At 64.7% G+C, this 18,269-nt stretch carries 25 protein-coding genes; 11 read left to right on the forward strand and 14 right to left on the reverse strand.

Annotated features, from left to right (window positions below):
- Positions 1–18 precede the first annotated feature (18 nt).
- Positions 19–708 (forward strand): TetR/AcrR family transcriptional regulator, encoded by a 690-nt coding sequence (locus JAO75_RS04950; RefSeq protein ID WP_199047377.1) that lies wholly within the window; start codon positions 19–21, stop codon positions 706–708.
- An 18-nt stretch (positions 709–726) separates the two neighbouring features.
- Positions 727–1,086, forward strand: a complete 360-nt coding sequence (locus JAO75_RS04955; RefSeq protein ID WP_199047179.1) for a tRNA-binding protein — start codon at positions 727–729, stop codon at positions 1,084–1,086.
- On the opposite strand, the gene JAO75_RS04960 is transcribed toward JAO75_RS04955, so the two are convergent.
- From JAO75_RS04960 to JAO75_RS04970, 3 genes are read right to left on the reverse strand one after another with little or no spacing between them, the layout of a single operon-like run.
- Positions 1,087–2,454 carry an ATP-binding protein gene (locus JAO75_RS04960; protein ID WP_199047181.1) on the reverse strand — a complete coding sequence of 456 codons (1,368 nt, stop codon included), beginning with the start codon at positions 2,452–2,454 and terminating at the stop codon, positions 1,087–1,089.
- Complete coding sequence (locus tag JAO75_RS04965) at positions 2,451–3,167, reverse strand: response regulator (RefSeq protein ID WP_199047183.1); 717 nt, start codon at positions 3,165–3,167, stop codon at positions 2,451–2,453. Before JAO75_RS04965 ends, JAO75_RS04960 begins: the two co-directional genes overlap by 4 nt.
- A 36-nt stretch (positions 3,168–3,203) precedes the next feature.
- Entirely contained in the window at positions 3,204–3,722 is a 519-nt protein-coding gene (locus JAO75_RS04970) for a MarR family winged helix-turn-helix transcriptional regulator (RefSeq protein WP_210340167.1), read from the reverse strand.
- A gap of 164 nt (positions 3,723–3,886) precedes the next feature.
- Between JAO75_RS04970 and JAO75_RS04975 the strand changes: the two genes are divergently transcribed.
- Positions 3,887–4,774 carry a branched-chain amino acid aminotransferase gene (locus JAO75_RS04975; RefSeq protein WP_199047184.1) on the forward strand — a complete coding sequence of 296 codons (888 nt, stop codon included), beginning with the start codon at positions 3,887–3,889 and terminating at the stop codon, positions 4,772–4,774.
- 71 nt (positions 4,775–4,845) lie between these two features.
- Here the strand turns inward: JAO75_RS04975 and JAO75_RS04980 are convergent, their stop codons facing one another.
- Both JAO75_RS04980 and JAO75_RS04985 read right to left on the reverse strand, forming a co-directional pair.
- A complete protein-coding gene (locus JAO75_RS04980) occupies positions 4,846–5,241 on the reverse strand; it encodes a RidA family protein (protein WP_199047185.1) in 396 nt (131 codons plus the stop codon).
- Between the two features lie 75 nt (positions 5,242–5,316).
- On the reverse strand, positions 5,317–6,567 hold the full coding sequence (locus tag JAO75_RS04985) for a Y-family DNA polymerase (RefSeq protein WP_199047186.1): 1,251 nt from the start codon (positions 6,565–6,567) through the stop codon (positions 5,317–5,319).
- Between the two features lie 176 nt (positions 6,568–6,743).
- Between JAO75_RS04985 and JAO75_RS04990 the strand changes: the two genes are divergently transcribed.
- Both JAO75_RS04990 and JAO75_RS04995 read left to right on the forward strand, forming a co-directional pair.
- Complete coding sequence (locus JAO75_RS04990; protein ID WP_199047187.1) at positions 6,744–7,019, forward strand: DUF3072 domain-containing protein; 276 nt, start codon at positions 6,744–6,746, stop codon at positions 7,017–7,019.
- Positions 7,020–7,248: 229 nt separating this feature from the next.
- The gene (locus JAO75_RS04995) at positions 7,249–8,301 is read left to right on the forward strand and encodes a Tim44 domain-containing protein (RefSeq protein WP_199047188.1); all 1,053 of its coding nucleotides are present in this window, start codon (positions 7,249–7,251) and stop codon (positions 8,299–8,301) included.
- A gap of 62 nt (positions 8,302–8,363) precedes the next feature.
- On the opposite strand, the gene JAO75_RS05000 is transcribed toward JAO75_RS04995, so the two are convergent.
- Positions 8,364–8,945, reverse strand: a complete 582-nt coding sequence (locus JAO75_RS05000; protein ID WP_199047189.1) for a type 1 glutamine amidotransferase domain-containing protein — start codon at positions 8,943–8,945, stop codon at positions 8,364–8,366.
- Between the two features lie 137 nt (positions 8,946–9,082).
- Between JAO75_RS05000 and JAO75_RS05005 the strand changes: the two genes are divergently transcribed.
- A complete protein-coding gene (locus tag JAO75_RS05005) occupies positions 9,083–9,307 on the forward strand; it encodes a hypothetical protein (protein WP_199047190.1) in 225 nt (74 codons plus the stop codon).
- Positions 9,308–9,350: 43 nt separating this feature from the next.
- Here JAO75_RS05005 and JAO75_RS05010 read toward each other — a convergent pair whose 3' ends face one another.
- The 5 genes from JAO75_RS05010 to JAO75_RS05030 all read right to left on the reverse strand — a co-directional run bounded on the left by JAO75_RS05010 (position 9,351) and on the right by JAO75_RS05030 (position 14,071).
- Positions 9,351–10,076, reverse strand: coding sequence for a metallophosphoesterase family protein (locus tag JAO75_RS05010; protein ID WP_199047192.1), 726 nt, complete (start codon positions 10,074–10,076; stop codon positions 9,351–9,353).
- Positions 10,069–10,884 carry a nucleotidyltransferase family protein gene (locus tag JAO75_RS05015; protein ID WP_246742367.1) on the reverse strand — a complete coding sequence of 272 codons (816 nt, stop codon included), beginning with the start codon at positions 10,882–10,884 and terminating at the stop codon, positions 10,069–10,071. The genes JAO75_RS05010 and JAO75_RS05015 overlap by 8 nt, the downstream gene beginning before the upstream one ends.
- A gap of 104 nt (positions 10,885–10,988) precedes the next feature.
- Positions 10,989–12,569 (reverse strand): class I SAM-dependent methyltransferase, encoded by a 1,581-nt coding sequence (locus JAO75_RS05020; RefSeq protein WP_199047194.1) that lies wholly within the window; start codon positions 12,567–12,569, stop codon positions 10,989–10,991.
- A gap of 134 nt (positions 12,570–12,703) precedes the next feature.
- Positions 12,704–13,081 carry a hypothetical protein gene (locus JAO75_RS05025; RefSeq protein ID WP_199047195.1) on the reverse strand — a complete coding sequence of 126 codons (378 nt, stop codon included), beginning with the start codon at positions 13,079–13,081 and terminating at the stop codon, positions 12,704–12,706.
- A 144-nt stretch (positions 13,082–13,225) separates the two neighbouring features.
- Positions 13,226–14,071, reverse strand: a complete 846-nt coding sequence (locus tag JAO75_RS05030) for a BON domain-containing protein (RefSeq protein WP_199047196.1) — start codon at positions 14,069–14,071, stop codon at positions 13,226–13,228.
- A 190-nt stretch (positions 14,072–14,261) separates the two neighbouring features.
- Between JAO75_RS05030 and JAO75_RS05035 the strand changes: the two genes are divergently transcribed.
- From JAO75_RS05035 to infA, 3 genes are all read left to right on the forward strand, one after another.
- The gene (locus JAO75_RS05035; RefSeq protein ID WP_199047197.1) at positions 14,262–14,516 is read left to right on the forward strand and encodes a hypothetical protein; all 255 of its coding nucleotides are present in this window, start codon (positions 14,262–14,264) and stop codon (positions 14,514–14,516) included.
- A 224-nt stretch (positions 14,517–14,740) separates the two neighbouring features.
- On the forward strand, positions 14,741–14,950 hold the full coding sequence (locus tag JAO75_RS05040) for a cold-shock protein (protein ID WP_190842609.1): 210 nt from the start codon (positions 14,741–14,743) through the stop codon (positions 14,948–14,950).
- Positions 14,951–15,043: 93 nt separating this feature from the next.
- Positions 15,044–15,325: a translation initiation factor IF-1 gene (gene infA, locus JAO75_RS05045; protein WP_009494617.1), complete on the forward strand. Its 282-nt coding sequence runs from the start codon at positions 15,044–15,046 to the stop codon at positions 15,323–15,325.
- 68 nt (positions 15,326–15,393) lie between these two features.
- Here the strand turns inward: infA and JAO75_RS05050 are convergent, their stop codons facing one another.
- Positions 15,394–15,942, reverse strand: a complete 549-nt coding sequence (locus JAO75_RS05050) for a sigma-70 family RNA polymerase sigma factor (protein WP_199047198.1) — start codon at positions 15,940–15,942, stop codon at positions 15,394–15,396.
- Complete coding sequence (locus JAO75_RS05055; protein ID WP_199047199.1) at positions 15,939–16,163, reverse strand: NepR family anti-sigma factor; 225 nt, start codon at positions 16,161–16,163, stop codon at positions 15,939–15,941. Before JAO75_RS05055 ends, JAO75_RS05050 begins: the two co-directional genes overlap by 4 nt.
- Before the next feature lie 243 nt (positions 16,164–16,406).
- On the opposite strand from JAO75_RS05055, the gene JAO75_RS05060 reads away from it, so the two are divergent.
- The gene (locus tag JAO75_RS05060; RefSeq protein WP_199047200.1) at positions 16,407–16,565 is read left to right on the forward strand and encodes a DUF3309 family protein; all 159 of its coding nucleotides are present in this window, start codon (positions 16,407–16,409) and stop codon (positions 16,563–16,565) included.
- A 191-nt stretch (positions 16,566–16,756) separates the two neighbouring features.
- Positions 16,757–17,407 (forward strand): calcium-binding protein, encoded by a 651-nt coding sequence (locus JAO75_RS05065; RefSeq protein ID WP_199047202.1) that lies wholly within the window; start codon positions 16,757–16,759, stop codon positions 17,405–17,407.
- A gap of 256 nt (positions 17,408–17,663) precedes the next feature.
- On the opposite strand, the gene JAO75_RS05070 is transcribed toward JAO75_RS05065, so the two are convergent.
- Positions 17,664–17,930 carry a hypothetical protein gene (locus JAO75_RS05070; protein WP_199047204.1) on the reverse strand — a complete coding sequence of 89 codons (267 nt, stop codon included), beginning with the start codon at positions 17,928–17,930 and terminating at the stop codon, positions 17,664–17,666.
- Positions 17,931–18,269: the final 339 nt, after the last annotated feature.

Below are 18,269 nucleotides of genomic sequence, written 5' to 3' on the forward strand. Positions count from 1 at the left end.
CAGGCTTCCACAGCTCCGATGGACAAGCGCAAGGCAATCGTCGAAGCCCTTATGGATCTCGCTGCCCGGCGCTCCTGGCACGAGATCGAAATCGCCGACATCGCGAGGGCCGCCAACTTCTCGCTCGCGGAGTTCCGCGATTTGTTTCCCTCGAAGGGCGCGGTGCTCGGCGGTCTCTCCCGGATGATCGACAAGCAGGTGCTGGAAGGAACGACGGACGATCTCGCCGGCGAGCCCGCGCGCGAACGCATCTTCGACGTGCTCATGCGCCGGTTCGATGCGATGCAGCCCTACAAGGAGGCTCTGCGCCGGATCTCGCAGGATCTGCAATACGATCCGGTTTCGCTCGCCGCGCTCAATCAGGTGGCGCTCAACTCTCAGCGCTTCATGCTGGCGGCAGCCGGCATCAACACGGAAGGGCCGCTGGGCACGCTGAAGCTGCAGGGTGCGGTGCTGGTTTATGCCAACACCATGCGCACGTGGCTCGAGGACGAGGATCCGGCGCAGGCCAGGACCATGGCGCGTCTCGACCGCGAATTGCGACGGGGCGAGCGCATCCTGGAAGGCGCCGAGGATCTGCGCCGCCTGAGTGCACCGTTGCGTGCCGTCGGCCGCGCCTTCATGCAGGGGCGTCGCTCGTCCCGCTCCGAACGGCGGCGTTCGGCGGATGACAACGGCGATGCGGAGAACCCGGCCGCGGCGATCTGACGAAGACCGAGGGGCACCATGGATCAGGCGCGTTCGATCTCACCGCAAATCACGTTCGACGATTTCCTGAAGGTCGACATTCGTGTCGGCCGCATTCTTGCCGTGGATCCGTTTCCGCAAGCGCGCAAGCCCGCCTTCAAGCTGACCATCGATTTCGGGCCGGAGATCGGCACGAAGCGCTCGTCGGCTCAGATCACGGTCAATCACACACCGGAGGAGCTTGTGGGAACGTTTGTGCTGGCGGTGGTGAACTTCCCGCCGCGCCAGATCGGGCCGTTCATCTCGGAGGTGCTGACGCTCGGCGTGCCCGATGCCAATGGCGACGTCATGCTGATCAGGCCGGATCGCGACGTGCCCGTGGGGGGAAGGCTCTACTGATCAGGCCGGCAACCTGACCGTTGCCCTCAAGCCCCCGAGAGGGCTTTCGCCGAGCACGATGTCGCCGCCGTGGGAGCGCGCGACGTCGCGGGCGATGGCAAGGCCGAGGCCTGAACCGCCTTCGTCCTGGTTGCGTGCCTCATCCAGGCGAACGAACGGCTTGAACACCTCCTCGCGCATGTCCTGCGGAATGCCCGGCCCGTCGTCATCCACGTGCAGCACCAGCCAACGCGTTTCGTGATTGGCCGTGATCTCGATCCTGTCCCCGTGCCGCGCCGCGTTGGACACGAGGTTGAAGAGAAGGCGGCGGAACGCATCGGGACGCACGGTGATCATCGGGTCTCCGACGATGTCGAGTTCCGTCACGTGGCCTTGGCGCTCAGCATCGGACTGCACCTCTTCGAGCAGTTGCCGCAGATCCGTCGCAACGGCCTGCTCGCCCGCATCGCCGCCTTCGCCGCGGGCGAAGGCGAGATAGCCTTCCAGCATGCGGCTCATCTCGTCCACGTCGCGCTTGAGGTCCTCGACCTCGGCTGTTTGTTCGAGGAACACGAGCGAGAGCTTGAAGCGCGTCAGAATGGTCCGCAGATCATGGCTCACGCCGTTCAGCATCGTCGTGCGCTGTTCCATGTTGCGCTCGATGCGCCGTTTCATTTCGAGGAACGTGTGACCGGCTTGGCGCACCTCGCGTGCGCCGCGCGGGCGGAAGTCGATCTCACGCCCCTTGCCGAGAGCCTCGGCCGCTTCCGCGAGCCTGAGGATCGGCCTGATCTGATTGCGCAGGAACAGGATGGCGATGCCGAGCAGCACGAAGGAGGAACCACCCATCCACACGAGGAAGATGTGCGAGTTGGAGGCATAGGCCTGGCTGCGCCGCGCCAGAACGCGCATCACGTCGTTCTGATCGAGCTTGATGCGCACTTCCACATAGCTCGAGCGCCCGACCGTATCGATCCAGTAGGGGCGGTCCACCTGGCGGCGCAACTCGTTGGACAGGGTCTCGTCGAGGATGTCGAAGAAGGGCTTCGGGCCGGGCGGCGGCAGATCGGTGTTGCGCAGGATGTCCACGTCGAGCTGCAGGCGCTCGGAGGCGATGCGCGAGAGAGTGCTGGTGTTCCTGTCCTGCGGATAGCTCTCGTAGATGTCGATGAGCGCCGCGATGTCGGCGGTCACGGCCGAGGAGAGGCGGCGGGTCACGAGTTCGTAGTGGCGCTCCATGAACACGTAAGCCACGACCGATTGCAGCAGGATGACCGGCGCGATGATGATGATGAGCGCGCGCGCATAGAGACCCTTCGGCAGGAAACGCCCGAACCAGCGCGCGGCATGGTCGAGGGGCGAATACTTCAGGGTCGCGCCGATCTTCATCGGTCGATCACGAGCCGGTAGCCGATGCCGCGCACGGTCTGGAGGAAGATCGGGTTGGCCGGATCGGTCTCGATCTTGCGGCGCAGCCTGTTGATCTGGACGTCCACCGTACGCTCGTTGGCGGCGAGGCCGTTGCCGGCGAGCGCCTCGCGGGGCACGTTGTCGCCCGCATGGCTGCCGAGAATGGTCAGGATCTCGCGCTCGCGCTCGGTGATGCGCACCACCTCATCGCCTTTGCGCAATTCGCCCCGGTCGAAGCGGTAGGAGAAGGGGCCGAAATGGATCACGTCCGGAGCGTCCCCGTTGGAAGCGCCCGGCACGGGCACGGCGCGCTTGAGGATGTTGCCCAGACGCAGGAGCAGCTCGCGCGGCTCGAAGGGTTTCGACAGGTAGTCGTCCGCGCCGATCTCGAGGCCCGTCACCCGGTCCGAGGTGTCGGAGCGGGCGGTGAGCATGAGGATCGGCACCTGCGAATGCTCCCGCAAGGAGCGGGCATACTCGAACCCGGTCTCGCCCGGCATCATCACGTCGAGGACGAGGGCGTCGAAGACGAAGTTCTCCGCTTTGGCCCGAGCCTCGGCGGCGCTGGCTGCGGCCGTCACCCTATAGCCGTTCTCGCTGAGAAACCGGGTCAGCAGGTCGCGCAGGCGGCGGTCGTCGTCCACCACGAGGACGTGCGGGGCATGGTCGGGAATGTCGATGCGTGCATCCATCGGGTCTAACACTTTACTGTCACGGACCCTGCTTTATCAGGTTTCCTCAGACCCGAATACGAGGTGCTTCACATGGGCGCTGCTGTCCGGATCGATCAGGCGCAGAAGATAGCGGCTCACCAGGTCCTTGGCCTCCGGCTCCATGTCGGACAAGGCACGCATGATGCGGCGGGTCTGCAGCTTGGCAAGCTTCAGGGCCAGCTCCCGGCCCTGCTCGGTGGCGAAGAGCAGCCGCTGGCGCCGGTCGGCGGTGCCCATCCGGCTTTCGATGAAATCCTTGTCGATCAGCTCCTTCAGGACCCGGTTGAGACTCTGCTTGGTGATGCGCAGGATGTCGAGAAGCTCCGCGATGGTCAGGCCGGGATTGCGGCCGACGAAGTGCAGGACCCGGTGATGGGCGCGCCCGAAGCCGTACTCGTCCAGGATCCGGTCCGGATCGCTGACGAAGTCGCGATAGGCGAAGAAGAACAGTTCGATCAGGTCATAGGCCGGAGTCTCGGCGAGGATGTCCTTGCCGGGTTGGTGAGACTTCAAAGCCGGAATGGCGTCAGGCAACGTCCTTATCCCAAATGATATGTCAGCCTTGTTGACATATCTCAGGACGATTGTTACTCGTCAAGCCGCTTCCGCGAAACGAATGAAACCCAAATCGTGCGGAGGCGCACCGGAAATTACCCGGCCCCGGTTGCCGCAAAGGCTGGCCTGCAAGGAGATACACGATGTCCGCGTCCCCCTTCGATCAACGTGATGGATGGATCTGGTACGACGGGCAGCTCGTACCCTGGAAGGATGCCCAGCTCCACGTTCTCTCCCACGGCCTCCATTATGGGTCGTCCGTGTTCGAAGGCGAGCGCGCCTATGGCGGCGAGATCTTCAAGTCGACCGAGCATTCGGAGCGCCTGAAGAAATCGGCCGAGATCCTCGATTTCGAGATCCCCTACACGGTGGCCGAGATCGACGCGGCCAAGCGCCTCGTGCTGGAAAAGAGCGGCATGAAGGATGCCTACCTGCGCCCCGTCGCCTGGCGCGGCTCGGAGATGATGGGCGTGGCCGCGCAGGCCAACAAGATCCATCTCGCCATCGCGGCCTGGGAATGGCCGAGCTATTTCGACCCGGCCCAGAAGATGAAGGGCATCCGCATCGACATGGCGGAGTACCGCCGTCCCGATCCGGCGACGGCTCCGTCGGCCGCCAAGGCGGCGGGCCTCTACATGATCTGCACGATCTCCAAGCACAGGGCGGAGCGGAAGGGCTATGCCGACGCGCTGATGCTCGACTGGCAGGGCCGCGTGGCCGAATGCACGGGCGCCAACGTGTTCTTCATCCGCGACGGCATCGTTCACACGCCGATCGCCGACTGCTTCCTCGACGGCATCACCCGCCGCACGGTGATCGACCTCGCCAAGCGCCGCGGCTTCGAGGTGGCCGAGCGCCGGATCATGCCGGACGAGCTCCCGAGCTTCAACGAGTGCTTCATCACCGGCACGGCGGCCGAAGTGACGCCCGTGTCCGAGATCGGCCCGCACACGTACCAGCCCGGCAACATGACCAAGGTGCTGATGGACGACTACACGGCCGAAGTGCAGCCCAAGAGCAAGGCGGCCTGAGGCAGCTCCTCTCACTCGGCTATCACGTTCATGCCCGGCCTCGCGCCGGGCATTTACGTTTTTAGGCCTTTTCAGAGTGGCTCCATATGGGCGATGACGCGGATCTCGACGATGGCCCCCTCACGCCTGAGACCGGCGACCTCAACCGCCGTCCAGGCCGGGTAAGGCTCGTTCAGGTATTCGAGGCGGATCGCATTGAAGAAGTCGAAATGGTCCCGCAGGCCCACATGATAGGTCGTCATCTCGATGATCGCGTCAAACGTCAGACCGCCCGCGCGCAGCACGGAGCCGATCTTCTCGAAGGCATTTCTGATCTGCGTTTCCTGATCGTCCGGCATCTGTCCGTGCATATCGCTCCCCGTGACGCCGGTCAGGAAAACGTGGTTTCCGGAAACAATGGCTGGAGACATCTTCAGGTGCTCGACGGCGGCCTGAAACCCGGGTGGAATGATTGCACGCTTGGCCATTGAGGAGCCTCCAGGGAACAACTGAGCCGCCATAGTGGCCAAGGCAGCTCCTATGCTCAACATCTCTCATGCCGCCTAGAAATCCTCGTCATCGGGGATGCGGTTGAAGGCGATCTTCGCGCCGGCATAGCCCCCGGGAATCGTCACCCAGGGGCCCCAGTGAAGCAGGGTCTTGCGGTGGCTGACATTGAACCGGTCGGCGATGACGGACAGGTACTCCATGCGGCGCTTGAGCTGCACCTCGGGCATGTGATCGAACAGATCCTCCTCGATGTCCTGCAGCGGCACGAGATCGTGCAGCGCCACGTGGACGCTGCGGCTGCGATGCATCTCCTCCCGCTCGGCATGGAGGAAGAGGCGGCTCAAGGATGCCAGCAGGGACGGGTCGTCCCAGGCCGGCTGGAAATGCTCCTCCCCGTACCAGCCGGCGCTGTTCTTGTCGGTGAGCCACAGGGCCAGGGCCTTGGCGGCGAAACCTTCCCGCCGCATCCGGGCGGAGGCCTTGGCCAGCAGCACGCGGGCGGCCGCGTAGGCGCCGTTCAGGGAGCGCCAGTCGGCGGGGAGAACCCGGCCATGGCCGAACATGCGGCGCCGGGTCTCCGGCCGCTCGACGGTGTAGCCGTGCAGCCCCATCCACATCCGCTCCCCCTCGACGCTGCCCCACAGGCGGCGCAGCTGCTTGGGCTGGAGCCGCCAGAGCGCGGCCATGTCGCCGATCCCGGCGCGGGCCAGACGCGCCGCATTGCCTCGGGCGATGCCGGGGATGTCCGTGAGCCCGAGGGAGAGCAGGGGACCGGGCAGGTCGTCGGGATGGAGGGCCACGAGGCCGTCGGGCTTCTTCATCTCGGCAGCGATCTTGGCCAAAAGGTCGTTAGGCCCCAGGCCCACCGAGCAGGTGAGGGTCGGGCCGATCCGGGTCGCGATGGCATCCTTCACGCGCTGCCCGACCTCGAGGGCTCGCGGCCATTCCGACGGCACGAGAGCACACAGCATCTCGTCGATGGAGCAGACCGCCTTGACGGGAAGCACCGTCTCGATGGCGTCCAGGATCTGGCGGTGGAGCTTCACATAGGCCTCGTGCCGCGCCGTCACGAGGACCAGCCCGGGGCATTGCCGGCGGGCATCGCGCACGAAGGTGCCGCGCCTGAGCCCCAGGGCCTTCGCCTCCCGGCTGACCGCGATGAGCCCCGTATGCTCCGAATCGACCGGAATGACGCCCACAGGCCTGCCGCGCAGGGCAGGCTGCAGGTGCTGCTCGGCGCTGGCGAAGAAGGAATCGAAGTCGACGTAGAGCCGCTCCAGACCCGTCGGTTTGCGCATCGCCATCCGCCCATCCTGCATTGCATGAACAAATCAAGAACATGGGCGTGGCCGGGAGTCGAGGGCCGTATCTGTGGATAACGGGGATGAGTCCGGGGGAGTAATCCGCCTTTCTCTGAGGAACCAATGGCCTGAAAGGCTGTTCTCCTATCAGAACAAATATAGAACAATAGGAGTCCCGCATGTCTTCGCACAGCAAAGTGAAATCCGGTGGTTCCGTTAACCATAAGGGTCCCGCAGAGGCAGGTAATCCGAAGACCGATCCTGATCCTTCCGACAACCAGATCAAGGATCCGGACGAGTGGGTTTCGGGGGACGAACCGATGACCGGTGCTCAGGCATCCTATCTCAAGACCCTGTCCGAGCAGGCCCACGAGCCGAAGGCCTTCGACCCCGATCTCGACAAGGCGGAAGCCTCGAAGCGGATCGACCAGCTGAAGCAGAAGCAGGGGCATTGAGGCTCTTCGAATGACCACACGCCATGGCCGGGCCCGTCTCAGCCATGGCGTTTCTGCGAGGCTAATTCTTTTCGGGCAGGCTCACCGGCGCAAAGACGGTGATGGCGGGTGGGAGGAGGCTTCCGAAGCCTCGCTCAAAATCGGACGGCCGACCCTTCCGCAACCCCTTGGGCATCACCACATTATCTCTCGAGAGCGATATGCTCCGAAGGGATGGAAAACCAAGACAATGATGAATTTAGCTTCTCGCCGTAGCCGGGTCATGATGGCCCTGGCGGCCGCTCTGGTCTTCGCCGGAAGTGCGGCCGAGGCCCGCGTCGGGCGGGGAGGGGGCAGCTTCGGCTCGCGCGGTGCGCGCACCTACACCCCGCCGCCGGCCACGCGAACGGCGCCTGACGCCGCAGCCCCGATCCAGCGCTCACAGGTTCCCAACCAGGGCCCCAACGTGACCCGTCCGGGCACTCCGGCGCCCAACGTGGCGCAGCCGCGCCGCTTCGGCTTCGGCACGGGCCTCATGGCCGGCCTGTTCGGCGCAGGCCTGCTCGGCATGCTCATGGGCAACGGCTTCTTCGGCGGCCTTGCCGGTCTCGCCTCGATCTTTGGGCTCCTGCTCCAGATCGGCCTGATCGTCCTGGTGGTTTCCTTCGCCATGAAGTGGTTCCGCAGGCGTCAGCAGCCTGCCTATGCGGGTCCGGGCCAGGATCAGGGCTATGCCCGCTCCATGGGCGGCAGCGTCCCTCCGGCCGGCGGACGCCCCATGGGCGGCGGTCTCGGCAGTGGCATGGGCGGCCTTGCAGGGGGCTTAGGCGGAGCGCTCGGCGGCATATCCAGAGGGGCTCAGCCCCAGGCAGCACAGCGCCGTCCCGGCGTGCGTGACGAGATCGGCATCGGCGAGCGCGACTACGCCGAGTTCGAGAAGGGTCTCGTCGAGATGCAGGATGCCTATTCCCGTGAGGACGTCGCCAAGCTCTGGACGCTCGCGACCCCGGAGATGGCCGGCTACATCCAGGAGGAACTGAACGACAACGCCGCACGCGGCGTCGTGAACAAGCTCTCCAATGTGCGCCTCAACCAGGGCGACCTGTCGGAGGCCTGGCGCGAGGGGGCGACCGACTACGCGACCGTCGCCATGCGCTTCGGCATCACCGACGTCATGGTGGACCGCGCCAGCGGCCGCGTGGTGGAAGGCGATCCGAACAAGGTCGAAGAGGCCACCGAGCTCTGGACCTTCCGTCGCGACCAGGGTGGTCCCTGGAAGGTCTCGGCGATCCAGCAGGTTTAAAGCCGCTCTCCAGACGAATACGAAAGCGGCCGGTTCTCACCGGCCGCTTTTTTGCTTGCATGCTACTCTGCGGCCTGGCGCCTGCCGGCGTGCGAGCCTTCGCGAACCTCTTCGATGATCTTGCTCACGAAGGCATCGAGATCGCCGGGATTGCGGCTGGTGATGAGGCCGTGATCGGTCACGACCGTCTCATCGCGCCACTGGCCTCCGGCATTGACCACGTCGGTCTTGATCGAGTGGTAGGACGTGCATTTCCTGCCTTTGATGATCCCGGCCTCAATCAGCAGCCAGGGTGCATGGCAGATCGCAGCTATAGTCTTGCCCGATGAGTAGAAGGCGCGGATGATCTCGATCGCCTTTGGCTCCACGCGCAGCTTGTCGGGGTTGATCTGCCCGCCGGGCAGCACGAGTGCATCGTAATCGGCCGGGTTCACGTCCTCGATGTCCTTGTCGACGGACACCGTCTTGCCCCAGTCGTTTTCGTCCCAGCCATAGATCTTGCCGGACTTCATGCGCGACTTCGGAGCCGCGACCTCGACCGTTGCGCCGGCATCCGACAGCTTCTCCTGCGGCACCATGAGCTCCGACTGCTCGAACCCGTCGGTGGCCATGATGAGGATCCTGGCCTGTTTGATGTCAGGCATGATGCTTCTCCATTGTTTTGGGACTGCTTGGGAACGGATGAACGATGGCGGGGTTCCGCGGCGCGAGCGCCGGTCGGAACCGTGTCCGCGTGCGCCTGTTGACCCAATCAGGGATGTCGCAAACAGAGGATGAAACGATGGTCAATCCGGGAGCACCGACGAACGAGCCGCTGCCGGGCGGCAACATTCCAAGCGAGGTGCCGCCGCCAGTGCCGGTGCCCGACGAGCAGCCGGATATCGGGCCGACCGGGCCGCGCACGCCCTATCCCGTGAACGATCCGGGGATCACCGATCCGAAAGGTCCAGGCTCCGAGCCCGATTACCTGCCAGGCAACCCGACCGACCCCGGCACGCGCTATTGAGCTTAAGATGATGAGGCGTCGAGCGGGCTGCGAATGAGCCCGCTCAGATTTCCAGAATGGCGTAAGGCTTGCCGGTCGGCTTCTCGATGTGCTTGGCCACGTTGTAGACCGGCTGCCCGCCGGGCGTGCGGCCCTCGAAACGGCCGCGATGCGCGTGCCCGTGCACGATGGCGTTGACCTTGAAGCGGTCGATGGTTTCCGCCAGGCGCGATGAGCCCAGGAACGGATAGATCTCCAACGGTTCGCTTTCGATCGTATCGGTGACAGGCGCATAATGAAGAATGACCATGGAGCGTTTGGCGCGCACATGGCGCATGGCGTTCTCCAGCCGCAGCGTTTCGTTCATGGTCTCGGTGACGAATTGCTTCATGGCGGGCTCGCCGAAATATCCCAGCATGCGCCGCCCGAAGCCGCCGGCAAATCCCTTCACGCCGACAAAGCCGACGCCGTCGATCTCGACGGACTGCCCGTCCAGCAGCTTCATGCCGGCATCGCGCAGGATCTGGGCGACCTCTTCCTGTGCGCCGCATTCGTAGTCGTGGTTGCCGAGAACGCCGACGACGGGTATCGAGCAGGCTTTCAGGTCCTGCGCGAGAAGCTCCGCTTCCTTCGGCTTGCCGAGATCCGTCAGGTCTCCGGCGAGCACCAGCACATCCGCCTCGCGCGAGATTTCTCCGAAGAGTTCGCGATAGGACTCGGCATTGTCTTCACGGATATGAAGGTCGCCCATGGCAGCGATCTTCATCAACTGTTGTGGTTCGTCACTCATTCCGCCATTCACCTTCGCCGCCCACGTCGCCGAAGCCCCATTGCTTTACGTCGATTTCGTAGTCGACACGCGAGAACATCCGTCCGCGGCAGACCTTCATCTGCGGCGGAGGAAGATCGAGCTGCTTGGTGAGCCTGTCGAGAAGCTCGTTCATCACCCAGTGTGGAACCTTGTCGCGCTCGGATGGGTAGATCCAGCGGAAGTTGAGCAGGTGCATGAGCAGCACCTCCCAATGGACTTCCATGTAGGCGAGCAGGCGATGCCAGTCGATCTGGTCGTGCGCCTTCAGGATCGTGTGCGCCACGTCGGCCCCGTCATAGCGGTGGCGCAGCTGGATGAAGCACTTGGACCAGACGAGTTCCGTCGGCCCGACGATGCGCACGGGAATGCCGAAGACGTCGATCTGGCGCGCGTGCTCGAACCAGGGGTCGCCGATCGGCATCGTGCCGTTCGACGAGGCGAAGATCACGTCGAAGAAATACTGACCCTTGAACACTTTGCCGAGCCAGCGGTCGTCCTCGATCTCGATGGAATAGCCGATGCTCTTGAAATGCGATAGCACACGGGTGTAGTCGCCGGCCTTGCAGAAGATGTCGAGATCCTTGGTCGGGCGCGTGATGCCCGTATAGGCCGAGAGTGCATAGGTGCCCGCGAGCAGGAAGGGTAGCCCGAGGGAGTTCAGCTCCCGAAGAGCCTCCGCGTAGAAGGCTTCCGACTCCGGATACTTGAGCGTCGGCTCCGCCTTGGCGTTCATGACCGGAACGGACGGATATGCGCCGGAGGTGAGATCTGGATCGTGAACTGCCATGGGCCCTGTCCGAAGCGCGGCCAAGAATGACCCGCGTTCGACAACAGAATGGCATTCATGAAGTTCCGCAGCCGCTCAGCTTGAGGCCGGAGTGGATATACGGCTCAGGCGCGCAGCCGCCGCTGCTCGGCGGCTTCCTGCGGCGATGGCGCGCAAAGGCCGAGATTCTCCCACACGCCGAGGGTGTTCTGTTCGAAATCAGCGATGCGCTGCCGGAGCTCCGTTTCCTGGTCCGCATCGTTCAAGGGCTTGCCGTCCTTCAAGAGACGGTGACCGGCTGCCGACAGGACGCTCCCGACAAAATGGGCCATTTCGGTCTCGCGCTCCTCCAGGGACAGCCACATCAGCTGGCTGATGCGGTCGGCCGCGATGCCGCCGCCCGTAACCGGAGAGGCGAAGGATCCGAACTTGCGCTCGAAGCGCGACAGGTCCGCGACAACCCGATTGAAGCGCTCCGTCCGGAGCTTCCGCTCGTCAAGTCCCCGTGTCGGCAAGCAGGGCTGACAGGACCCCAAGGCGACGAGGATCGTGAGGGCCTGGATCAAACGGCTGAAGCCCGCCTGTGCCAGAACCGGCTCGGCCATGATCTCGCGCAGGGTGCGGGGACCCTTCTCGAGCACGGCGATCAGAGGATCGTATATGCCGCTGTGCAGTTTGACGCCGTGGCGAAGGCCACGCAGCTCGCGCGGGATCCTGCTGCCTTTTGCGGTCAGGACAAAGCCTGTCTCAAGCCATTGCTCGCGAATCTGATGGGCGGAGAGACGGGCCGCCCCCTTGATGAAGATGTCGCGGCGGAACTGCTGGTCGACGATATGGTCGCGCGTGGTCTGGCGCAGGGCGATGTCGTCGATCCCGGCGAGGAACTCCCGCTGCTCCTTCGTCAGGTTGACCTCGTCGAGGTTCTCGAGCGCGTTCGCGGGCCCGACCCAGGTCAGCTTCGCCTCGACCAGCTCTCGCGCGAGATCCGAGAAGTAGAAGGGCTCCAGATCCTGGTTGAGGTATTCATGCGCAATGTAGTTTGAATTTTGATCCTTAAGCTTCTCGATCCGCTTCGACAGCTTGGGATGGTTGGCGAAAAAGCGCGTGTCGAGCTTGCCGAGCTTGTCTGCAACGTCGAGGAAGTTCTTGACGCGCGCCGGGCCTGGGAGCTGCGAACCCCTCGCGGCCATGTGCTCCAAGAGCAGGCGCCGGAGCGGCATCATGGAGGCCCAGCCGGGCATGGTATTGTAGGAGATGTAGACGATGCCACCGGGCTTGAGCTTCCGGCGGATGAACTCGACGATGGTCCGCCGGTTCTCGGGAGAGATCCAGCTGTAGATCCCGTGCAGGCAGACGAAGTCGAAATCCGGCAGGTCGCTGCGGTCCAGGAAGTCGGCGAAACTGTCGTCGTAGAAGTGGACGTTCTGCAAGCCCCCGGCCTGTGCGAGGCTCTGTGCGCCGACGATGTGGCCCGGATTGAAGTCGGTGGCGTGGAACTGGATGTGCGGGTTCGCGGCCGCCAGGAGATTGGTCGAGAAGCCCTGGCCGCACCCAAGCTCGCAATAGGTGAGTGCAGAAGAGCCAAGATCCGGTGCCTGCACGCCCTGCAGGAGTGTTAGAAAGCCGAGAAGGCTCGGCGTCAGCTCCTGGTAGAAACCATGGGTATACTCGACGTCGACGACATACCCTGCTGACCAATTCGCCATGACAATACCCCGGCTGCCTTCGAGATACTGCTTCAGCTCGTCGAAGGCACTGAAAAGTTATAAAATAACTCTATGTCAGGTGCCCGTATCGAGATCAATCCTTTTCTGGCGACAGAAAACGGCTGTGGTTAAGCCTAATGATCCCCGTGCGAGACGCGCACGTCACGGGGGCTGTTGAGGATTTCGAGCAGGCTCTGGGCGATATGCCTCGCTTCGTCGTCCTTCAGACGAAGCAGGAAAGGCGGCATCAAGCCCGCCTGAAGAGCCACCACGGCCATCCCGTGCTCATCCATGCCGACATCGATGGTCTGGGAGGTCACATCCACCAGTTCCTCCGGCATCTCCTCGCCCTCCTCGCCGACGTTCTCGCCGATGGCGGTGAGGAGCTGGCTCACGGCCCTCACGAGCGAGCGGGCGGCCTGGGGATCCATGACCACGGCCGTGGATTGTTCGCCCTTCTGGAACGCCAGCTGGATGTTGTCGCCTTCGAGCGTAACGGAGATGCCTGCCATCGATGTCCTCGTCCTTGTCCCTTCCATATGGTGTCCCGACACGCTCATGGAAAGTCAAAGGCCTTGGTACGACGGATGCGCCTCATCCCCAAGGGAGGAAGCGCATCCTGGTAAACCGGCGGGCGGAGGGCGGATCGGAAGGTGTCAGCCGCCGCTGCCCGACGTTCCGCCGGTCCTGCGGCGACTTGGGGTCGTGGTCGGATTCCCGACACTGCCCGCTCCCGCCGCCCCGGCACCGGACATCATGGTGCCGGCAATGCCTGCATCGGCCGCCTGCTGAATGCGAAGGTTGTTCTGCACGTGGGTGACGCCGGAGACGGATTCGGCAATGTCCTCTGCGTGCCGCTTCTCAAAGCGGCTGTTGGCCGTGCCGGTGAGGGTGACCTCCCGGTTCTCCACCCTCACGTCGATCTCGGAGGCGTCGACGTGCGGATCCTCCGTCAGGCGGTCGTTCACGTCCTCGAGGATGCGGGCGTCGGAGCGCTGGTAGCCCTTCGGCCCGCGGCCGCGATGCTGGCCGGCCTCGCGCATGTCGCGGTCGCGGCGGCGCTCCGCGTCGTCATCCCCGAACCAGGACCGCACCTCGTCGCCGGCCCGATCCATGAAGCCGCGGTCCTCGTGGTAGTCGCGAGAGCCGCGGCCGAAGCTCTCCGAGCCGGAGCGGTCGCGCCCGTAGCGGTCCTGCCCGAACCGGTCCGGGTCGTGCCGGCGGTCCGTATCGAACAGGGGATGTCCGGATCCCCGGTTGTCGCCGACCACGTCGTGCCAGTCGAGGGCCGATCCGCCGGTGCCGTAGCCGGCCGAGTCTCCGAAGTCGCGCTCGCGGCCGCGCCCATACCCTTCATCCGAATTGGAGCTTCGGCCCGAACCGGCGTTCCGGTCGTAGCCGGCGCTGCGGTTGCCGAAGCCGCGGCGGGCGATGTATCCGTCGTCCTCGCGGTCCTGCCAGTCGGAAGCCCTGTTTCCGTAGCGGTTGCGATCATTGGCCATGATAGCGCTCCTCCTTGCTGTCGTCCGGGGCCCTTGAGGGCCCGCCCTCGCGCAAACAACGTGAGGCACGGGGCTCTGTTCCTAGTGGCCGGAGGAGCGTCGCGGGGCCTGTTTTTGCCGCTCCGCTTGAACGGTCCCGGTGCAATCGCATTGAGAGGGTGGAACCCTTCAACGGCAATCGAGGTCAACGATGGCGGATCTGTCCGGATTGAGCGACGAGGCGCTGGCGGTCTTCGCCTTCGCGGCCTATCACCAACTGTCGAGCGGCCAGATGGTGCGCAGCGTGGTGCAGAAGGACGGTGTCGGCCACAAGGCGAGCGACCCTGCCGTTGAGGAATTGAAGGGCCGCGGCCTCATCGAGGCCGACGGCAGCGAGATCCGCTTCACGCCGCAAGGCGAGGAGGCTCTCCAGGGGGTGATTTCCGGCATCCGGGGCAGCCGCTGACGGCCGGTTCACAGATAGCGGCGACCGGGGACGGGCCATGGGCCTTTGCCTTGCATTTGCCCCATCCGTACCCTACGTAGTTCTCATCGACATTTGGCCGGACGACTGGGCTTCCCGCTTTGGCACTGCCGGGCGCACGTTCCTTGCTCTACCATCTATCGACTAACGGGTGACTGGCCTTAAGCTCTCATCCACGTGCAAACGACAGTGAAAAGGAATTCCCCATGGAACAGGGAACCGTGAAGTGGTACAATGAAACCAAGGGTTATGGTTTCATCCAGCCCGACAACGGCGGCAAGGATGTGTTCGTTCATGCCACGGCGCTCGAGCGTGCCGGCATGCGCGGCTTGCAGGAAGGCCAGAAGATCTCCTATGAGCTTCAGACCGACCAGCGCACCGGCCGCGCTTCTGCAGTGAACCTGCAGAACGCCTAAGGTTTCATGCCGGAGGACGTGCCCCGCACGTCCTCTCGCATATTGGCCGTTCCGGTTCAGGGGCGGCTTTTTTGTTATGAGGAAAGGCTTTGCATGGCAAAGGAAGAACTGATCACCTTTGAAGGACTTGTGACCGAAATCCTGCCCGATGCGCGCTACCGCGTGCAGCTCGACAACGGGCACGAGGTCATCGCGTATACGGCCGGCAAGATGAAGAAGAACCGTATCAAGACGCTCGCCGGCGACCGCGTGACCGTCGAGATGTCGCCCTACGATCTGGAGAAGGGCCGCCTCATCTTCCGTCACAAGGACTCGGGTGCCTCTTCCGGTCCGCGCCCGCCGCAGCGCGGCAACCAGCAGTTCCGGCGTCGCTAAATCGGTTGGCGCCCCGCGAGGCAGCGCCAATCGTTCGAAGGCCGTTGACGGCCGCTTGAGATCCGTTGTCAGGCGACCGCGTGCATCGCCGAGAGGGTGACGCGGTCCGGGCCGAGATCCTCCTCCATGTCGGTGAGGTGCATCAGCTCGGCGAGCCGGTTGCGGGCCCGGTTGACGCGGCTCTTGATCGTGCCGACCGCGCAGCCGCAGATCTCCGCCGCCTGCTCGTAGGAGAAGCCCGAGGCGCCCACCAGCAGCAGCGCCTCGCGCTGGTCGTGGGGGAGGCAGGCCAGGGCCTTCTGCAGATCCTCGAAATCGAGATGGGGCAACTGGTCGGGCTGCACCGAGAGGGCGGCCGCGTACTTGCCGTCCGCATCCTCCACCTCCCGGCGGCGCTTGCGGTATTCGGAATGGAACAGGTTGCGCAGGATGGTGAAGAGCCAGGCCTGCATGTTGGTGCCGGGCTGGAAGCGGTCGATGTTGGCGATCGCCCGCATCAGGGTCTCCTGCACAAGGTCGTCGGCGCGATCCACGTTGTTCGTGAGCGAGATGGCGAAGGCGCGCAGGTTGGGCGTCGCCTTGAGCATGGAGTCGCGAAGACTGGTGTCGATACTCATGACTGCTGCTTCTCCGGCTTGCGCTCGTCCAGCCGATTGATGATCTCGATGAACCGGTCCGGCACCGGCTGCTCGCCGAGCGCCAGGGTCTCGTAGAACTGGCGCAGCCGCTGGCCGATCTGGGCCTGCACCGAGCGGCTGAGCGCTGGGGATGACCCGTGAAGGCCAGGAACGCTCTCTGTGTCTTCGTTGCGCATGATGTTCGGATTCTTCTTCTGCATCGGGTTGTCCTGAACCATCGGGGATTGACGGCCTCCCGAGGGGGCGCGTGAAGGCCGCCCCCAACCGCCAGGGAGGTAACGTCAAGCCGTTGTGAACGTTCCGCCCGGGAACCTACCCCTTCGGTGCTCATCCACAGGCAAAAACGGGGCTCATGGAGACGGGAACCTTTTCCCGAACGGCCAAGTTTCTTCACCCATGAAGCGCGGCCGTTCCGAAGGCCCGCAATCGAAGGAGACCTCCTTATGGGTATCGGCACCATCCTGCTCATTCTCGTGATCCTGCTGCTCATCGGCGTCGTCCCGGCCTGGCCGCACAGCCGCGGCTGGGGCTACGGGCCGAGCGGCCTCATCGGCCTCGTCCTCGTCATCCTCATCGTCCTGCTGCTGCTGGGACGGCTCTGAGCCCGACACGAGCCTGATCGAACCCGATGGCCGGGCGCTCCCCGGCCATTCGCCTGCCATCCAGCGACCAAACGGCCCAGCGGGCCGAAAACCCTCGCCAGCCTGCCGAAACGTGATATCGAAGGGGCGGCGGACAATGCTCCGCTTCATTGTTGAACAGCCTGTTTGAAATCGAAGACTGAAGGTTGGAAATGGCAAGATATTTCGGGGGCCGAGGGGCCGACGTGCTGCGCGGCGGCATGGGGACGGATCTCATCAAGGGCTATAACGGCAACGACCGCATTTACGGCGGGGCCGGCAACAACACCATCGACGGCGGCGACGGCCACGACCGGCTCTGGGGCGGCGCGGGCGACGACCGGCTGACCGGCGGCAACGGCCGCGACCGGATCTGGGCCAATGCGGGCAACGACACGGTCGATGCGGGCGCGGGCCACGACATCGTCTTCGCCGGAGCGGGCGACGACAGCATCGACGGCGGCACCGGGGCCGACGTCCTCCAGGGCGGCGCGGGCCACGACACGGTGCTCGGCGGCGCCGGCTTCGACATGATCTTCGCGGGCGACGGCAACGACGTGGTCAACGGCGGCGCCGGCACGGACTTCCTGCGCGGCGGCCTGGGCCAGGACAGCTTCGCCTTCGACGTGAATTTCGGCCGCGACCGCATCCGCGACTTCAGCCAGGCCGACGACCTCCTCGACCTGCGCAACACGGACGTGACCGCCTTCGAGCAGCTGAAGATCGCCATCAAGGGCGGCGCCACCGTGGTGGACACCGGCACCGGCACCATCGTGCTCCAGGGCTTCAAGGGCACGCTCACGGCGGACGACTTCCTGTTCTGAGGCAGCCTTCGCAGATGGATGAGTGAGAGGGCGGCCGCAAGCCGCCCTTTTTCTTGGCCCGCGACAGGCGCGACGCCGGCCGGGCGCCCGGCGCCGCAGGGCTGCGGCCCGGCCCGGACGGGTCGCCGGTCCCGAGAGGGGCGGGCCGTCGGCGTCCAGGGCCAGGGGCGGCATCCCCGTGGGGATCGCCATCCCCGTTGGGATCGCTATCCCCGTTGGGATCGACATCCCTGTCAGGGCTCCATGACGGTCGAAGCTACGTGGAGGCCGGCCGGGCCTTGGCCCGCCGGCGCTGCTCGTACCAATAGGCCCGGTACTCGTCGAGCTCGCAGCGGACCGCATCGGCGAAGAGGTGGCGCTGCTGCAGGTAGCAGGGCGGGCCGAACCCGCCCTGGCAGCCCTCATGCCAGCGGCAGGTGCGCCGGCGGCAGAGCCGGTGCGCCCTGAGCAGGTTGGACAGGCGGATCAGGGTATCGTCGAAATCGGGCATGTCGAACAGGGGAAGGTCTTCGTCGTCGATCATGGCGGGTCTCTCGGGCAATGGTTGAGTCGGGAAAGGGAATGAAGCAATCGGGGAGGAGTGCCCGGACGAACCGGGCACGGGCCATCGGCCCCGGGGCCGGTCAAGGCCCCGGGAGGGAAGGCAATCGAGGGTGGCGCGTTGGGCAGCCCGGCTCGATGATGTGGTGGTAAGTGAGAGCCGAACTGCTCATCACGCGCGGTTTGTTTCAGCGGACCTGGTCAAGCCAGGATCGGCCACCCGCGATCACAGGCGTGCGAGGCCTGCGGCGGGACCGCTCTCCGCCCCACTCTTGCGACGCCTCGCGAGCGCGCCCCTCGAAGGGCGGGGATGGGTTACGAT

The organism is Microvirga splendida, assembly GCF_016427565.1.
Classification (GTDB): domain Bacteria; phylum Pseudomonadota; class Alphaproteobacteria; order Rhizobiales; family Beijerinckiaceae; genus Microvirga; species Microvirga splendida.

Bases quoted from the DNA above. Each gene is read 5' to 3' on its own strand.
- JAO75_RS05020 (WP_199047194.1), bottom strand. From the start codon at position 12,569: ATGGCGAATTGGTCAGCAGGGTATGTCGTCGACGTCGAGTATACCCAT.
- JAO75_RS04950 (WP_199047377.1), top strand. From the start codon at position 19: ATGGACAAGCGCAAGGCAATCGTCGAAGCCCTTATGGATCTCGCTGCC.
- JAO75_RS04985 (WP_199047186.1), bottom strand. From the start codon at position 6,567: ATGGCGATGCGCAAACCGACGGGTCTGGAGCGGCTCTACGTCGACTTC.
- JAO75_RS05040 (WP_190842609.1), top strand. From the start codon at position 14,741: ATGGAACAGGGAACCGTGAAGTGGTACAATGAAACCAAGGGTTATGGT.
- JAO75_RS05005 (WP_199047190.1), top strand. From the start codon at position 9,083: ATGGTCAATCCGGGAGCACCGACGAACGAGCCGCTGCCGGGCGGCAAC.
- JAO75_RS04975 (WP_199047184.1), top strand. From the start codon at position 3,887: ATGTCCGCGTCCCCCTTCGATCAACGTGATGGATGGATCTGGTACGAC.
- JAO75_RS05025 (WP_199047195.1), bottom strand. From the start codon at position 13,081: ATGGCAGGCATCTCCGTTACGCTCGAAGGCGACAACATCCAGCTGGCG.
- JAO75_RS05035 (WP_199047197.1), top strand. From the start codon at position 14,262: ATGGCGGATCTGTCCGGATTGAGCGACGAGGCGCTGGCGGTCTTCGCC.
- JAO75_RS05065 (WP_199047202.1), top strand. From the start codon at position 16,757: ATGGCAAGATATTTCGGGGGCCGAGGGGCCGACGTGCTGCGCGGCGGC.
- JAO75_RS05010 (WP_199047192.1), bottom strand. From the start codon at position 10,076: ATGAGTGACGAACCACAACAGTTGATGAAGATCGCTGCCATGGGCGAC.
- JAO75_RS05000 (WP_199047189.1), bottom strand. From the start codon at position 8,945: ATGCCTGACATCAAACAGGCCAGGATCCTCATCATGGCCACCGACGGG.
- JAO75_RS05015 (WP_246742367.1), bottom strand. From the start codon at position 10,884: ATGGCAGTTCACGATCCAGATCTCACCTCCGGCGCATATCCGTCCGTT.
- JAO75_RS04965 (WP_199047183.1), bottom strand. From the start codon at position 3,167: ATGGATGCACGCATCGACATTCCCGACCATGCCCCGCACGTCCTCGTG.
- JAO75_RS05060 (WP_199047200.1), top strand. From the start codon at position 16,407: ATGGGTATCGGCACCATCCTGCTCATTCTCGTGATCCTGCTGCTCATC.
- infA (WP_009494617.1), top strand. From the start codon at position 15,044: ATGGCAAAGGAAGAACTGATCACCTTTGAAGGACTTGTGACCGAAATC.
- JAO75_RS04960 (WP_199047181.1), bottom strand. From the start codon at position 2,454: ATGAAGATCGGCGCGACCCTGAAGTATTCGCCCCTCGACCATGCCGCG.
- JAO75_RS05050 (WP_199047198.1), bottom strand. From the start codon at position 15,942: ATGAGTATCGACACCAGTCTTCGCGACTCCATGCTCAAGGCGACGCCC.
- JAO75_RS05070 (WP_199047204.1), bottom strand. From the start codon at position 17,930: ATGATCGACGACGAAGACCTTCCCCTGTTCGACATGCCCGATTTCGAC.
- JAO75_RS04955 (WP_199047179.1), top strand. From the start codon at position 727: ATGGATCAGGCGCGTTCGATCTCACCGCAAATCACGTTCGACGATTTC.
- JAO75_RS04980 (WP_199047185.1), bottom strand. From the start codon at position 5,241: ATGGCCAAGCGTGCAATCATTCCACCCGGGTTTCAGGCCGCCGTCGAG.
- JAO75_RS05055 (WP_199047199.1), bottom strand. From the start codon at position 16,163: ATGCAGAAGAAGAATCCGAACATCATGCGCAACGAAGACACAGAGAGC.
- JAO75_RS04995 (WP_199047188.1), top strand. From the start codon at position 7,249: ATGATGAATTTAGCTTCTCGCCGTAGCCGGGTCATGATGGCCCTGGCG.
- JAO75_RS05030 (WP_199047196.1), bottom strand. From the start codon at position 14,071: ATGGCCAATGATCGCAACCGCTACGGAAACAGGGCTTCCGACTGGCAG.
- JAO75_RS04990 (WP_199047187.1), top strand. From the start codon at position 6,744: ATGTCTTCGCACAGCAAAGTGAAATCCGGTGGTTCCGTTAACCATAAG.